This window comes from Providencia rustigianii, assembly GCF_900637755.1.
Classification (GTDB): Bacteria; Pseudomonadota; Gammaproteobacteria; order Enterobacterales; family Enterobacteriaceae; genus Providencia; species Providencia rustigianii.
In genome coordinates, this window is sequence record NZ_LR134396.1 from 898,423 (window position 1) to 913,181 (window position 14,759).

Annotated in this window: 13 protein-coding genes; 7 read left to right on the forward strand and 6 right to left on the reverse strand. The window is 41.4% G+C overall.

Annotated features, from left to right (window positions below):
* Positions 1-236: 236 nt before the first annotated feature.
* Genes hpaE through EL244_RS04010 form a run of 3 tightly spaced genes read right to left on the reverse strand, consistent with a single transcriptional unit; the run spans position 237 to position 3,102 of the window.
* A complete protein-coding gene (gene hpaE, locus EL244_RS04000) occupies positions 237-1,703 on the reverse strand; it encodes a 5-carboxymethyl-2-hydroxymuconate semialdehyde dehydrogenase (RefSeq protein WP_006815706.1) in 1,467 nt (488 codons plus the stop codon).
* Entirely contained in the window at positions 1,703-2,470 is a 768-nt protein-coding gene (locus EL244_RS04005; protein ID WP_006815705.1) for a fumarylacetoacetate hydrolase family protein, read from the reverse strand. Before EL244_RS04005 ends, hpaE begins: the two co-directional genes overlap by 1 nt.
* Entirely contained in the window at positions 2,470-3,102 is a 633-nt protein-coding gene (locus EL244_RS04010) for a fumarylacetoacetate hydrolase family protein (protein WP_126458923.1), read from the reverse strand. The genes EL244_RS04005 and EL244_RS04010 overlap by 1 nt, the downstream gene beginning before the upstream one ends.
* Positions 3,103-3,496: 394 nt before the next feature.
* Here EL244_RS04010 and hpaR point away from each other — a divergent pair, with 394 nt between their 5' ends.
* Complete coding sequence (hpaR, locus tag EL244_RS04015; RefSeq protein ID WP_126458926.1) at positions 3,497-3,949, forward strand: homoprotocatechuate degradation operon regulator HpaR; 453 nt, start codon at positions 3,497-3,499, stop codon at positions 3,947-3,949.
* A gap of 152 nt (positions 3,950-4,101) precedes the next feature.
* Here the strand turns inward: hpaR and EL244_RS04020 are convergent, their stop codons facing one another.
* Both EL244_RS04020 and EL244_RS04025 read right to left on the reverse strand, forming a co-directional pair.
* The gene (locus tag EL244_RS04020; protein ID WP_126458929.1) at positions 4,102-6,108 is read right to left on the reverse strand and encodes a BCCT family transporter; all 2,007 of its coding nucleotides are present in this window, start codon (positions 6,106-6,108) and stop codon (positions 4,102-4,104) included.
* 831 nt (positions 6,109-6,939) lie between these two features.
* Positions 6,940-7,677, reverse strand: a complete 738-nt coding sequence (locus tag EL244_RS04025; RefSeq protein WP_172597498.1) for an SDR family oxidoreductase — start codon at positions 7,675-7,677, stop codon at positions 6,940-6,942.
* Positions 7,678-7,772: 95 nt separating this feature from the next.
* Between EL244_RS04025 and EL244_RS04030 the strand changes: the two genes are divergently transcribed.
* Complete coding sequence (locus tag EL244_RS04030) at positions 7,773-8,597, forward strand: LysR family transcriptional regulator (protein WP_115164005.1); 825 nt, start codon at positions 7,773-7,775, stop codon at positions 8,595-8,597.
* A 58-nt stretch (positions 8,598-8,655) separates the two neighbouring features.
* On the opposite strand, the gene cptA is transcribed toward EL244_RS04030, so the two are convergent.
* Entirely contained in the window at positions 8,656-10,365 is a 1,710-nt protein-coding gene (cptA, locus tag EL244_RS04035; RefSeq protein WP_112836222.1) for a phosphoethanolamine transferase CptA, read from the reverse strand.
* A 340-nt stretch (positions 10,366-10,705) separates the two neighbouring features.
* Between cptA and EL244_RS04040 the strand changes: the two genes are divergently transcribed.
* From EL244_RS04040 to EL244_RS04060, 5 genes are all read left to right on the forward strand, one after another.
* Positions 10,706-11,884, forward strand: coding sequence for an ion channel (locus tag EL244_RS04040; RefSeq protein WP_126458932.1), 1,179 nt, complete (start codon positions 10,706-10,708; stop codon positions 11,882-11,884).
* Between the two features lie 33 nt (positions 11,885-11,917).
* Positions 11,918-12,535, forward strand: coding sequence for a cytochrome c biogenesis heme-transporting ATPase CcmA (gene ccmA, locus EL244_RS04045; RefSeq protein WP_112836225.1), 618 nt, complete (start codon positions 11,918-11,920; stop codon positions 12,533-12,535).
* A complete protein-coding gene (gene ccmB / locus EL244_RS04050) occupies positions 12,535-13,200 on the forward strand; it encodes a heme exporter protein CcmB (RefSeq protein ID WP_006815695.1) in 666 nt (221 codons plus the stop codon). The genes ccmA and ccmB overlap by 1 nt, the downstream gene beginning before the upstream one ends.
* A gap of 37 nt (positions 13,201-13,237) precedes the next feature.
* Positions 13,238-14,053 carry a sulfite exporter TauE/SafE family protein gene (locus EL244_RS04055; protein WP_154600429.1) on the forward strand — a complete coding sequence of 272 codons (816 nt, stop codon included), beginning with the start codon at positions 13,238-13,240 and terminating at the stop codon, positions 14,051-14,053.
* 136 nt (positions 14,054-14,189) lie between these two features.
* Positions 14,190-14,750 (forward strand): LemA family protein, encoded by a 561-nt coding sequence (locus EL244_RS04060; RefSeq protein WP_006815693.1) that lies wholly within the window; start codon positions 14,190-14,192, stop codon positions 14,748-14,750.
* The last annotated feature ends 9 nt before the right edge of the window (positions 14,751-14,759 follow it).

The window sequence follows — 14,759 nt, forward strand, 5'->3', positions numbered from 1 at the left end:
TTAGAATAAAAAATGGTGTAGCTTGCTACGGAATCATTTTGCTTTTTACTGTGTATGCTTCTCTAGATGCCATCGTTTGCCGTTTTGCTTAAGGGTAAGACATTGAGTCTGCCTAAGTTGTGGCTCTTCTAACAACCTGAAGTGACTTGGTTTATCAGTTTTAACGATGCTGAGTATCAATAGAACTCAGCGGAAAGTGCTGGAATATAAGGTTTCCAGCACAAAGCGTTGTAAGCTTACACACCCCAGCGTGGGATGTTGTGGTCGCCGTAGGAGATGCAAACGTTCTTCATTTCGGCGAAAACTTCAAAACTGTACTCGCCACCTTCACGGCCGACGCCGGAGGCTTTTACGCCGCCGAATGGTTGGCGTAAGTCACGAACGTTTTGGGTGTTAACAAATACCATGCCCGCTTCGATATTGCGTGAAAGACGCAGGATCTTGCTGACATCTTGAGTCCAGATATATGAAGCTAGACCGTATTCAATGTCATTTGCCATACGCAGACCGTCTTCCTCTGTCTTGAATGGGATCAAACAAGCGACAGGTCCAAAGATCTCTTCTTGTGCTACACGCATACGGTTGTCGACATCAGCCAGGACGGTTGGACGTAGGAAATGACCATTTTTCAGATGAGCAGGTAGATCCGTTGGTTTATCTGGACCACCCGCTAATAAGGTTGCGCCTTCTTCCATACCAATGCGGATATAACCGGAAACTTTGTTCCAGTGCTGCTGGCTGATCAATGCGCCCACTTGAGTTTTCGGATCCATCGGGTCGCCGACGATCAGACGATTTGCTCGTTCAGCAAAGCGTTTTACAAATTCAGGGTAGATACTTTCTTGAATGAAAATACGTGAGCCCGCAGTACAACGCTCACCGTTGATAGAGAAAATGGTGAATAGGGCGGCATCCATGGCACGTTCAATATCCGCATCTTCAAAAATAAGAACTGGGGATTTCCCCCCTAATTCCATTGAATATTTTTTCAAACCCGCATTTTGCATGATGGCTCGACCCGTCGCGGTGCCACCTGTAAATGACACTGCGCGCACATCTTGGTGTTTTACTAACGCATCACCCGCTGTAGCACCATAGCCTTGAACCACGTTCAAAACACCCGCTGGAATTCCGGCTTCAAGGGCTAATTCACCTAAACGGTTGGCAGACAATGGAGATAGTTCAGACATTTTCAGAACGGCAGTGTTACCCAATGCTAAGCAGGGGGCCGTTTTCCATGTCGCTGTCATAAAGGGTACGTTCCACGGAGAAATTAACCCGCAGACACCCACAGGCTGGATCAGGGTGTAGTTCATCATTTTGTCGTCAACCGGATAGGTACGACCATTCATTTGTTGGCAGATTTCAGCAAAAAATTCAAAGTTATGGGATGCGCGTGGGATCAAAACATTTTTAGTTTGGTGGATCGGTAAACCGGTATCTTGGGTTTCCATTTGTGCAATTTGTGGCACGTTTTCGTCGATCAACTCACCCAAACGGCGCATTAAGCGAGCGCGTTCTTTCATTGGGGTGTTTGCCCACTTAGGAAACGCCTCTTTTGCCGCAGCAACGGCTTGGTTGATCTCGTTTTGACCACCTGATGCCACTTCGGCTAAAACTTCACCCGTTGCTGGGTTAGTGGTTTCAAAATATTCTTTGCTTTCAACGTTTTTGCCATTGATCCAATGATTAATCTTAGTCATCACACTCGCTCCTCATACTCTTTTTCGCTGATGATGGTATTGATCAGCCTGCCCACACCTTCAACTTCCACGATCACTTCATCACCCGGAACCACGTCAGAAAGTCCTTTCGGCGTACCGGTTGCGATCATGTCTCCTGGTTGCAGAGTCATAAACTCACTCAGATAGGAAATTAAAAATGGGATATTGAAAATCAGATCCGCAGTCGTGCCTTTTTGACGTAATTCACCATTTACGTAGGTGTACAGCGCCAGATTATGTGGATCTTTAATGTCGGATTTGTCCACCATCCAAGGGCCAATTGGCGTCAGTGTATCGCGGCTTTTTACGCGCAGGTTTGGACGGTAGTAATTTTCTAAATAGTCGCGGATAGCGTAGTCGTTACACACGGTATAGCCTGCTACATAGTCCATCGCATCTTCTGGAGATACGTTGCGCGCGTTTTTACCAATAATGACTACCAGCTCAGATTCATAATGCATATATTCCACATTATCTGGGCGTACAGAAACTTGGCGGTGACCTGTTAGGCTGTTTTCTGCTTTGATAAAAACCAGTGGCTCTTCAGGTGGCTTAAATTCTAATTCTGCTGCGTGGTCAGCATAGTTCAGCCCAAGTGCGAATAACGTCCCTTGCGCGGGTGGCAGCCACTCAACATCAGCAGAAGCCCCTGAAATAATGTCTCCAGAAGGCAATTTTATTTCTTCGTTGTCACCGACAGTGACAGAATATTCGATACCTTGATAACGAATTTTTGCGTGTTTCATTATTGTTGTCCTCCTGCCGTAACGACCGTATTTTTCAGGCTAGGGAAGCCTTCTGCTTGGATCTCCACTTTATCGCCGGGTTTAATGGTGGCTCGTTGATGAGGGGTACCCAACAAAATGACATCTCCTTGCTTTAGGGTCGCAAAGTCACTCAGTGCAGCAACTAAATCGCAGGCATCTCGCACTAAATCTTTGGTTGACCATCTGTCGACTTCTTTGCCATTTACAAGCGTAATGATGTCGATAGGCGCGGATAAATCAGTGTTTACCATTTCGCCAATCGGGCAGAAGCTATCACGGCATTTGGATTTAATGGCAGGACGATAAAAAGTGTCTTCCGGTAGACTGACTTCATTTGCCAGCGCAAAGCCTGCGATAAACTCCATCGCGTTTTGCTTGCTAACTTTGCGCGCATCTTTACCAATCACCAGTGCCAATGTGGCACCACTTTGCACTTCTTCACCCATTGGATGAAGAATGTTGTCCCCTGAATTAATTCGCGTATTACGCGGTTTAATAAACCACACAGGTGTTTTAGGTGGGGTTTTATAAGGGGCTTGCTGGAAGGCCTCGAGCCAATAGTCAAGCTGGCTTTGGTGGTTGAGGGCAACGGCAAATACAGTGCCTTTCATGGACAACTCCTTATTAAAGAAATCTACTTTTGAATAATTATTAATATATTAATAAAGTATAAATTTGTAATTGGCAATAGGTTTGTATAAATGTTAATTTTAATTGTGATCTCATTAACATTATCTAAGGCTACATGTGTAACGCACTGTTATTAGTGTTGTTATTATTTTTTTAGTTTTTAAAAATTCACAATAAATTAACTTATATTTTTTAAATAAGTTTATTTACTCATTAATATTTTAGGGTTTTTCTTTGAGATTATTATTGCTGCATGCTACTCTTGCACTTAAGATAATAAAGGGTGTTTGTTACTTGTCGTAACTAGCACGGAGGCTCATTAAACTCTCTTATGAGTGTTTAATAACGTTAAATTGAGTGGTGAGTTTTAAGCTTATGCATGAATCATTGACAATTGCATTATTACAGGCGAGAGAAACCGCAATGGGATTCTTTCGACCAATATTGAAGTCATATAATTTGACAGAACAGCAATGGCGTATTATTCGAGTTTTGGCTGATAAGCGTTCAATTGATTTTCATGAGCTATCAGTACAAACCTGTATTCTTCGTCCAAGCTTGACTGGTATTCTGACGCGAATGGAACGTGAAGGATTGATCTTTCGTTTAAAACCGTTGAATGACCAGCGTAAACTGTATGTGTCACTGACACCAACAGGGCAAGATCTTTATGATAAAGCGCGTCAGGAAGTTGAAGAAGGTTATCAAAAAATTGAGCAAGCCTTCTCACCAGAAAAAATGCAGCAATTGACCGCGTTGCTAGATGAGCTGATCGCGTTGGAAAGCCCGGATTACAGTAATATTATGGATAGAAGCAAGACAGCCTAGATATACTCGTCATACTTTGAACCGCAGCGTTGTTGGTTGCGCTCAGCTACTCGGGTCACATACTTGTGTATGCTCCCCGAGATAGCTTCACTTACCGCCTAGCTGGACTTCAAATTATTTAGAGTATGTATTTGGGGGCATATTTTTAGCGATTACTTGCCGAGCAAGTGCAAGAAGTGAATATGTTTTTCATACTGATCGAGAATGTCATGGATGATTTGCTCTTTCGCCCAGCCCATCACATCATAGTCTTGCCCGCCTTCTTTCAAGTGAATTTCAGCTCGATAATATCGCTGCTCTTCGCTTTTTTCTTCATCATTTTCCGTACCCATACCAGATAACGCAAAAGATGGCTGAATATAGTAACGTAGGCGAACTTCGTATAAAAAGTTCATATCGTCGCCTAAATCTACCTCAAAGCCGATACGGTCATCTTTGTCAGTATGAATATGGCAAACAGTGCCTTGCTTGGCTAATTCCTCTGACACCATCTCCATCGATGGTTTTACGGACTCGTCCATAAAGCGTTTTACATGTGCGCGTTTCGGGAAATAGACAATATTACGCAAACGGCGCTGCCATGGAATTGGATTACGGCTAGCCGTTGGTGCGATGGTGGCTAATTGCTGGCTATCTCGTTTATAGGCATCGACTCGTAACGCTTTAAATAACCCATAAATAGAAATTAATAATACGATAGCAAATGGCAGAGCGCTGGCAATGGTTAAGGTTTGCAGTGCTTGTAAACCACCAGCCAGTAGCATAGTGATGGCGACAACACCCATTAAACCAGCCCAGAAAATACGTTGCCAAATTGGAGTATCGGAATCACCGCCTGAAGCTAAAGTATCAACCACCATTGCACCTGAGTCAGCGGAGGTAACGAAGAATACCACCACCATCAACATCGCAAAAAATGACAGTACGGTTGAGAATGGAAAGTAAGTTAAAAATTCAAATAGCGCGAGGGAAACATTGGATTGAACAGTTTCGGCTAAGCGAGTTGCACCTTGATTTTTAATTAAATCAATTGCGGTATTTCCAAAGAATGTCATCCACATTAGGGTAAAACCTGCTGGGACAAACAGTACGCCAGTGACAAACTCTCGGATTGTACGACCACGGGAAATACGTGCGATAAACATCCCGACAAATGGTGACCATGATAACCACCATCCCCAATACAGTAGCGTCCATCCCCCTAGCCAGTCGCTCGATTTGGGTTCGTAGGCATATAGATTGAATGTCTTACTGACAATCTCAGAAAGGTATCCCCCCGTATTCTCGACGAATGACTTTAGCAGCAACACGGTAGGACCTAAGATCACAATAAGCAGTAATAATAAGAATGCTAATCCAAGGTTAAGCTCCGATAGAATGCGGATCCCTTTATCCAAACCGGAAACGACTGACAGGGTAGCTAAGGCGGTAAATGTAATGATCAAGCCAACTTGAACTGTGGTATTTACCGGTAAGCCAAACAAATGGTTCATTCCTGCATTAACTTGCAGTACCCCAAAACCTAATGAGGTGGCGACACCAAATACAGTTCCTACTACCGCAAACACATCGACGGCGTGACCAATGGGGCCGTAGATCCGGTCACCAATAATTGGGTAGAGCGCCGAACGTAAGGTGAGCGGTAATCCGTGGCGATAGCTGAAAAATGCCAGTATTAATGCGACGATGGCGTAGATTGCCCAAGCATGTAACCCCCAATGGAAGAATGTGAGGCGCATGGCTTCTTTTGCCGCTTCAATGGTCTCTGGTGTGCCCACAGGAGGATTGAGGTAATGCATGACGGGTTCTGCAACTCCGAAGAACATCAATCCAATGCCCATTCCGGCAGAGAACAGCATGGCAAACCATGACACATAGCTAAAATTAGGTTGGGCGTGATCAGGACCGAGCTTTATTTGTCCATAACGTGAGAGTCCCAGATAAGTCACACTCAGCAAAATGATTGCTACAGCGAGAATATAGAACCAACTGGCGTTGTTAAATAGATTCTTTTGAAGATGACTTAGATGGGATTCTGCCATTTCTGGCATTAGAGCAGCAAAACCGACGATAAGTAGGATAATTAATGCTGAGCTATAAAACACCGGGGGACTGATTTTTGTACGTACTTTTTTAGTTTCAGTAACGTTTTGACTCATAACGACCTTCTTGGTTTTTATTTTATTTTTGCATACCAATCACATAGAGGTATACGGCGATCTATCCTTCTGAATGAAACAATAGGTTATTGCGAAAGGGTTTCTGGTGAGAAACGGGGTAGAAAACACAATAAAATACATCAAATCGTGGCGCTGAAAATGTTAGTTTTTGACTAAATTATCAACTGAAATTTATGAAAGTTATCTCCCTTATATTCTTATTATAGATAAAAAATGATGGGCTATACTGCCATGATGGGCATCAATGATCAACCCAAGGAGAAAAGGGGGATATATTTAAAGTTAAAATATCATGTTATTTATCATGTGATTGCAACCAAAATGTAGTAAATATTGAGGTCGGTAATATGAAGTAAATCAGATAAGTAAAATTCACAGTTATGTCTGTAAAAATTGATAACAATTCAACGATCTATAAAGGTTGTTGAAGGTAAATATCTGCCATCGTTTAGGGGGATAAATAAGGCGATTTATTAGGATCTACCAAGAGGGTGAATTTTACCATTCCTCACTCACCTTTTTTAGTTAACTTGCCGTCATCATCATATTGCTCAATGATGCTCTCAAAAACATGATTATTCATCGTGGCTAGTATATAAACGCCCCTTGTTTTCACTATGATTTTTCTTAATGCGGAGGCCTTCATAAACGAGATAACTTTTTGTGATTAGAATGGTTTTTATTTCGATACGTATAATTGATTAATTCTTAGAAAGGGAAATATTATTTTATCTTCAGTGAGACATTACTAAAGGGATAAATTTACTCCCCTTAGTAATAATTATTTTTATTTATTCAATAATAAAAAACTTAAGCGCCTTGACGGGTCGCTGCTAAAACAATTTCACGGATACACACACTTTGAGGTTGGGAATAAGCAAACAAGATTGCATTTGCCACATCTTCTGGAGATAACACTTTGCCACCCATATCTTGTTTCCAAGATTGGTAGCCGGCTTTAATATCATTGTTGGTTGTATGGCTTAAAAGTTCAGTCTCTACAGCTCCGGGAGCAATGACGACAACTCTGACATTATGGGGAGAAAGTTCCTCTCGTAAGTTTTCGGATAACCCATGTACCGCAAATTTTGTTCCCACATAAGCTACATGATTTGGGAATGTTTTACGCCCAGCGACGGAACTGATATTAATAATCGTGCCTGCATTACGTTTAATCATGCCATCGGTGACGGCATAAATTCCATTCAGAAGTCCCTTAACATTCACATCTAACATTTGTGTCCATTCATCAGGATTTTGATTCTCAATATTACCAAGTAGCATAATACCGGCATTATTGATGATGGCATCGACGGGACCAAATTGTTGCTCTGCCTCTTTCACCGCAGCTTGAAATGATTGACGATCGGTGACATCAACTGCTCGGCATAATGTATTGGGTAAATTAAGCGCTTCCATTAATTCAACACGACGGGCTAATAACAGTAATGCGTGACCCCGCTCAGAAAGTAACTTTGCAGTAGCTTGACCAATACCCGAACTTGCACCAGTAATCACGACGAGGGGTTTGCTATTATTCATGTTCATTTTTTCACCTATAGATATAATTGATGTGTATACTTTAAAATCGAATTAAAACGAAAAAAAATAGTTTATTTTTCTTACAGGCATAAAAAATATCTATGGATAAGCGACAACTGAGAGCATTTATTTGTGTATTTGAAGAGCGGAATATTACACATGCCGCTGAATTGTTGCATGTCACACAACCTGCATTATCCTCAACAATTAAAGCACTTGAAGATGAACTGGATACGCAACTGTTTATCCGTAAGCCTAGAGGCGTGGATGTCACTGAGCATGCGCGGATGTTGTACCCCCATGCTTGTCGAATGATTAATGATATGGATGTGCTTGCCTCGCGTTTTTCAAAACGTCAAAGCCAAACCGAGTTAACGATCGGTATTGAACAAGATATACCATCCTCTTGCTTAAGCTACCTTTTAGCGACAATACAACATAATTTAGACAATGTTCAATTAACGTTAGACCCAGGTTGCACGGGAAATATTCGTTTAGGATGTGAAAGTTTACGCTGCGAGGATGAATTATTTATTACGCTTTTTGAGGATACTTATGCGCTTGCTTATCCCGTTGACCATCCTATCTCTCAAATAGACGAATTAACGTTAGCGCATCTTTATAATCAGAATTGGATTTTGTACCCAGAATCCAATTTTCACCAACGGTTTCAATTATTTTATGATTCATCAGTGGGTGGGAATAATACCAATGCGGGGTCATTTTCTTTAGCGTTGGATCTCGTTGAGGCGGGTTTTGGATTAACGATAGCGCCATCTTTGCTGATCAAATCCCGTTGTCATTTAGCGTCTCGACAACTGCCTAGTTATCCTTTGCCACATAGAATCGGTATTTGCTATACCATCCAAGCATTAGAAAATTATGGAGTATCGCAATTATTGAGTGTTTTAAATAAAAGTGTGTAGCAATAAATTTATATAAATAACGTGCAAGTGAATACTCACTTGCACGTGGGATTAACAACTATTTTTTTAGATCATCGTACAGCATCAGCGATGATTTATTTTCAGGATCACCAATCCAGCGAGGTTGTGGCTGGTAATCTTTATTAATCAAGCTTTTCTGTGGTTCAAATCCCGTGTAATTCAGACCCGATAAGTCAGACCATGTATAGATAAAATCCATAGTGCTATATGGGCGGTCGGCCTTATCTTTTAGATCAAACTGATGACTTTGCAGCCATTCTGGAGACTGCCAAATAAAGAACGGAATGTTATACATCACCTTACTTGGCTTGCCCTCACTACGGCCTAACATCTCATGAGGTGGCGTGTCGTAGACATCTTCGCCATGGTCAGAGAAAAAGACCAAGAAACCATTTTCTTTCGATGCATCAAAATCTTTGATCAATGAAGAAACGACATAGTCATTATAATGTTGAGCATTGTCGTAAGCATTGTAGTCTTTGATTTGGTCATCTTTTAAGTTTGCAGGTACCGGGCTATTTTTATCGCTAAATATCGCTTTGTTTTCAGGATAACGGAACTCGTAACGCATATGGGTTCCTAGCAGGTGCACGACAATAAATTTCTTCTCAGCCGGGTCGGCAAGCGCTTCTTTAAATGGGTCTAATACCACGTCATCATAGATACGTGAGCTTTGAGCCATGTCATTATTCAAATAATATTGCTTATCTGTTTGACGAGAAAACGCGGTCAGCAAGGTATTACGCTCAGTCATCGTTTGCTGGTTGGTGATCCAGAATGTTTTAAAGCCCGCTTGCTTCATCATGTTCATGATAGAAGGGCGAGAGTTAAAGAGTTCTGGCTCAGTTTGCGAGGCAAACGTGAGGATTTGCTGTAAAGCTTCGATGGTATAAGGGCGCGATGTGACCACATCATTAAACACGGCTAGATTATCAGGATATTCTTTTTCTAACTGATCCAATTCGGGTGTGGTTGGGCGCGAATAACCATACAAACTCATTCTGTCACGGCTGGTGGATTCACCGATGACCAGAACAAATGTTCTTGGAGTATTGCCATTCACATCGACAAAGTTTTCAAGTGGTGGAATTTTGCTGTTATCACGAATCAACTCTTCCATATTGGCGAGTTGGTTTTTATAAAGAAAGTAACCACTCACAAACTGCCATGGTGCGGCATACGCGAGCTTACTGTTAACGTAAGAAACTACGTTCTCGAAAGGGCGCTGCTGTTTGATAGCTTTATTGTAATAAGGAACGCCAAACAAGATAGTCAACACTAACGCAGAGACAATCACGCGGGCTGGCACTGGTAGCGTGACGGGTTTTAAACGGGTCCATAAAAGTATTGCGCCAAGGGTGTAAGCCAAGATGACGGCAACCACCTTAAAGCTCAGATATTGTTTGAGGAACTCTCCCGCTTCGTTGGTGTTGGTTTCGAACATCACAAACATCACGCTTTGGGATAATTGATGCCCATAGACCACGAAGTAGGCAAGAGCGATGACGGAAGAAAGCCAAAGTACAATCCCGATTAACCCAGCTACAAGTTTAATTTTTCGCGGGAAAAACAGTGCAGGAACTAGCCATAAGGAGCTATAAAGTAAAGAATCTCTCAACCCGATGGTGTTACTTTGCCCAGTCACCACGACATAGAGTTGTAATAGAGATGAAAAATACCAGAAGTAAATTAGTAGCCAGAATAAGGATAACCAGCTGAACTTACCTGTTTTTATCGAATTAACCATAAATTTTTTAGCTCTTAATTATTCGTTTCGTTAAGTAACAGTCAAAACATAGTCTAAAAATCGTTTTTTAGATAGAAAGGACGAGTTTAAGTTCAAAAATAGTTTAAAAATGGATAAGGCTATGACATTAGTTAATCTAACTTATTATTTATAAATGTTTTTTAAATGACATTCTAATTTGGTAAAGATGGATAAAATATGACAATAATGCGCTGAAAAATGATGTTTTTTGATGATGATTTTTCATTTATTGCATAAGCAATGGAATTGATATTATTCTTTGTTAATCTAAGTGCTAGAAAATACTTATGGGCGGTTTAATTGATGGGTGACTCAAACGATGCTAGATAATTCCTTTGTGGCTTTTTTGAAATCCTCTTTAGCCGTGAGAATTCTAATTTCAGTACTCATCATTATTGATGGGACCATGATTTTAAAACCAATATTAAGTGCTTATACCGACTATATCGATTGGCGTCAGAGTGGTTTTACCGAATGGTTAAAATCCTTAGGCTTTATGAAGCTATTGGATATTCCTCGTTTTCTGTTAGGCATTTCCTTAATTTTCCTATCGCTATTTATGATCAATGGCGCGCGTATCGCATGGGCTTTTGCATTATTACTTCTCGCGATTATTGCGTTTGTTGACCTTAAAGTTGCAGAAGAACATGTGCGTCAAGGCTATTTCTCGCTTGGCTTATGTGCGGCACTGGTTATTTTTTGGAAGCTGTATCCTCACCATAGCTTAAGCAGTGCGGGGTTTGTTGCCGTCACCTGTATTATCGCATTATTACTCTACTCAATTTTTGGCACGCTCTATATTGGCAATGAATTTCTACCTGTGGTGAAGGATGGCACAACCGCGTTTTACTTCGCATTAGTGTGTATGACGACGGTAGGGTTTGGGGATATTGTTCCTGTCACTGTTGATGCTCGTGTTTTTACGGTTACGGTGATTATTTTAGGGATCACGATCTTTACCACGTCAGTGGTGTATGTGGTTGGGGTATTGGCTAAAGGGACGAAAGAGATTGTCCGGAAGAGGTTTTCGTATATGAAAAATCATTATGTTGTGATTGGTAGCACGCCGATGGCAGTTAACTTGTACCAAGCGCTGAAAAAGCGAGAATTGCCTGTTGCTGTCATTTGCCAAGAGAGTCACCGTAGCCATTACCCAGAAAAAGACAATATTGTGGCGGGAGATCCGACAGATTCTGCATTGTTGGCAGAAACAAATGTGAGACAAGCCAAATGTGTCCTGATCATGACGGACAGTGACTCCCTGAGCACATTTGCTTTATTGGGCGTCAAATCATTAATGGACAGTAAAAGTGACACGAAAACCGTGGTGCTAGTAAATCAAGAAAGTAATATGGATAAAATTCGTTTACTTCATCCTGATATGCTGTTTTCGCTCTCATCATTAGGTTCTGAAGTTTTGATGCAAGTGCTTTGCGGTGAAACAATTTCTAACGACAGTATCAGTGATATGCTGCTGAATAAAATTACCAAAAGCTAACCATTAGATTGATGTAAAAAGGAAATCTGACTTATGCTGAGTGCAGCGAAAATCACTTGCCATCGACAAAATAGAACGTTATTCCAGCATTTGGATTTCTCTGTTTTGCCAAGTCAGATTTTACAAGTTGAAGGTCCTAACGGTGCGGGGAAAACCACCTTATTGCGAATGATGGCGGGGTTATTAAAGCCTGATGAAGGCGAGATCCTCTGGGAAAATCAATCAATAGATAAGCTTAAAGAAGAATTCACCCGTCATCTACTCTACTTAGGGCACAAGCCCGCCGTAAAATCGTTGCTAACGCCCTATGAAAACCTCAAATTCTATTATCAAATGCACCATAAAGACGCTGAAGGCGAAAAAATTTGGGCCGCATTAGAGGAGGTTTCACTCATTGGGTATGAAGATATTCCTGTGGGGCAGTTATCTGCGGGGCAACAACGGCGAGTCAATCTTGCCAGACTGTGGCTAAGTGAAGCGCCTTTATGGATTTTAGATGAGCCATTTACTGCCATTGATGTGGCGGGAGTTAATCGTTTAACCGAGCGTTTTCACCAGCATGCTCAACAGGGCGGCATGATTTTATTTACCTCCCACCAAGCAATGTCTGGGCATTTTGGCACATTAAAACTGACAGGCGGGTACGAGTGATGTTTGGGTTATTAATTAAAAGAGAGCTCAAAATTGCCTTCAGAAGTTTTTCTGAATTGGTTAACCCGCTATGGTTTTTTCTGATCGTGATTACATTGTTCCCGCTGAGCATCGGACCTGAACCTCAATTATTGGCGCGTATTTCTGTGGGGATTTTTTGGGTTGCAGCGATTTTATCTTCGCTCCTTTCATTGGAGCGTCTGTTTAAAGATGATTACCTTGATGGCTCGTTAGAGCAGTTATTACTGGCTCCTCATCCACTTTTTGTTACGGTACTGGCCAAGGTGATTTCTCATTGGTTAGTGACTGGATTGCCGTTGGTGTTACTTTCCCCTGTTGCTGCCATTATGTTATCAATAGATGGAGATACCTTGCTGGTGCTAGCGGGGACATTATTATTGGGAACGCCGGTATTAAGTTTTATTGGCGCGATTGGCGCTGCATTGACTGTATCGTTAAAAAAAGGTGGGGTGCTTGTCAGCCTATTAGTCCTACCTCTTTATATTCCTGTGCTGATATATGCCACTGGAACCATGGAGGCCTACAGTTTTAATATGCCACTTGGCGGTTATTTTGCCATTCTTGGCGCACTTTTTGCCGCAAGTATCACCTTTTCACCGTTGGCAATTGCTGCTGCACTGAAGATTAATGTGAGTAATAGTTAATTGCTCCGTTTCTTAGACACATAGAAAGCGCATAACGATGTTAATCCTGATAGTAGAAGGTTTATTGATAGGCTGTTTGCTTGGCTTAACGGGGGCTGGAGGCGGTATTTTGGCCGTGCCTGCGCTGATGACGAGTCAAGGATGGAGTGTTGCTCAAGCGGCTCCCGTGGGACTATTAGCTATAACGTTAGCGGCATTTGTTGGTGTAGTTCAAGGTCTTATTCAAGGTCACATTCGTTATAAAGCGGCCATTTGGATTGCATTAGTCAGTATTCCCAGTGCGAAATATGGGGTGTATTTAGCGAATGTCATCTCGCCTCAATGGCTCACATTGGCTTTTAGCTTGGTGATGTGTGTAGTCGCTTACCGGACCCTTTTTAAGTTAGTGAGTGACAGTGATAATGCCCTGTGCAAAATAAACCAGCAAACAGGACGCTTTATTTGGAATTTTAAAACAGCGTCTATTCTAGGGGGCGTTGGGATTATTGCCGGGCTGCTGACTGGACTTTTAGGGGTTGGTGGGGGATTTGTGATTGTTCCCGCATTAAGAAAACTAACCAACTTAAATATCAAAAGTATCATTGCTACATCATTGATGGTTATTTTTCTGATTGGTGGCATCAGTATTTCAATTAATTTATTAAATGGCTTCGAATACCCTCTCGATATTAGCGCTACGTTTATTTTATCCTGTGTTGTCGGTTTGATTATCGGCCGCATCATGATTCATTATATCTCGGCACTGCGGATCCAAATTCTATTTGGTATTTTAGTGATGCTGGTGGCGGCATATCTCCTGTACTCTTTTATCTCCTTTGTTGTTGTTGTTAACGGAATTCCCCATCTCTTTTAATTGTTTTTTTCTATCTCAAATAAATCACGTCTGATTTTTCGTATTTGCTACTATTCCGATTGAATAAAACACCCTATTTATATAGCGTGGCTTAAGATCACAGGGAAATGCATTATTCTTAATAAAAGGTATCGTTATGACAACCACCGTTATTGTTATTCTGCTGGTATTGATTGTTATTTTTGTTGGTTGGGGAATTTCTATTTATAACCGATTGATTAGTGCGAAAAATCAAGTCAGTAACCAGTTCGCTAATATTGACGTTATTCTAAAACAACGTGCAGACCAAATTCCTCAATTAGTGGCTGTAGCTGAAAAAGCCATGGAACATGAAAAAACATTATTTACGTCATTGAGTGATGCACGCCAACACTATTTTAATGCTCAGGATGTGAATGAAAAAATTGCGGCATCCAACGAAATGGGGCGTGCTTTAAAAGGGCTGATTGCTGTTGCGGAAAACTATCCTACATTGATTTCGGGTGAGCAATTCACTCAGTTACAAATCGCGCTCAGTGAAGTGGAAGATAAAATTGCCCAGCGCCGTGAAGGCTTCAATGATGCCACTACAGAATATAATACCGCCATTCAAATGTTCCCTGATAGCCTCATTGCGAACGCTTTCAATTTTACCTCATTACCATTACTTGAAATTTCAGAAGATGAAAAAAAATATGATGGTATTCAATTCAAATAATGTGATGGA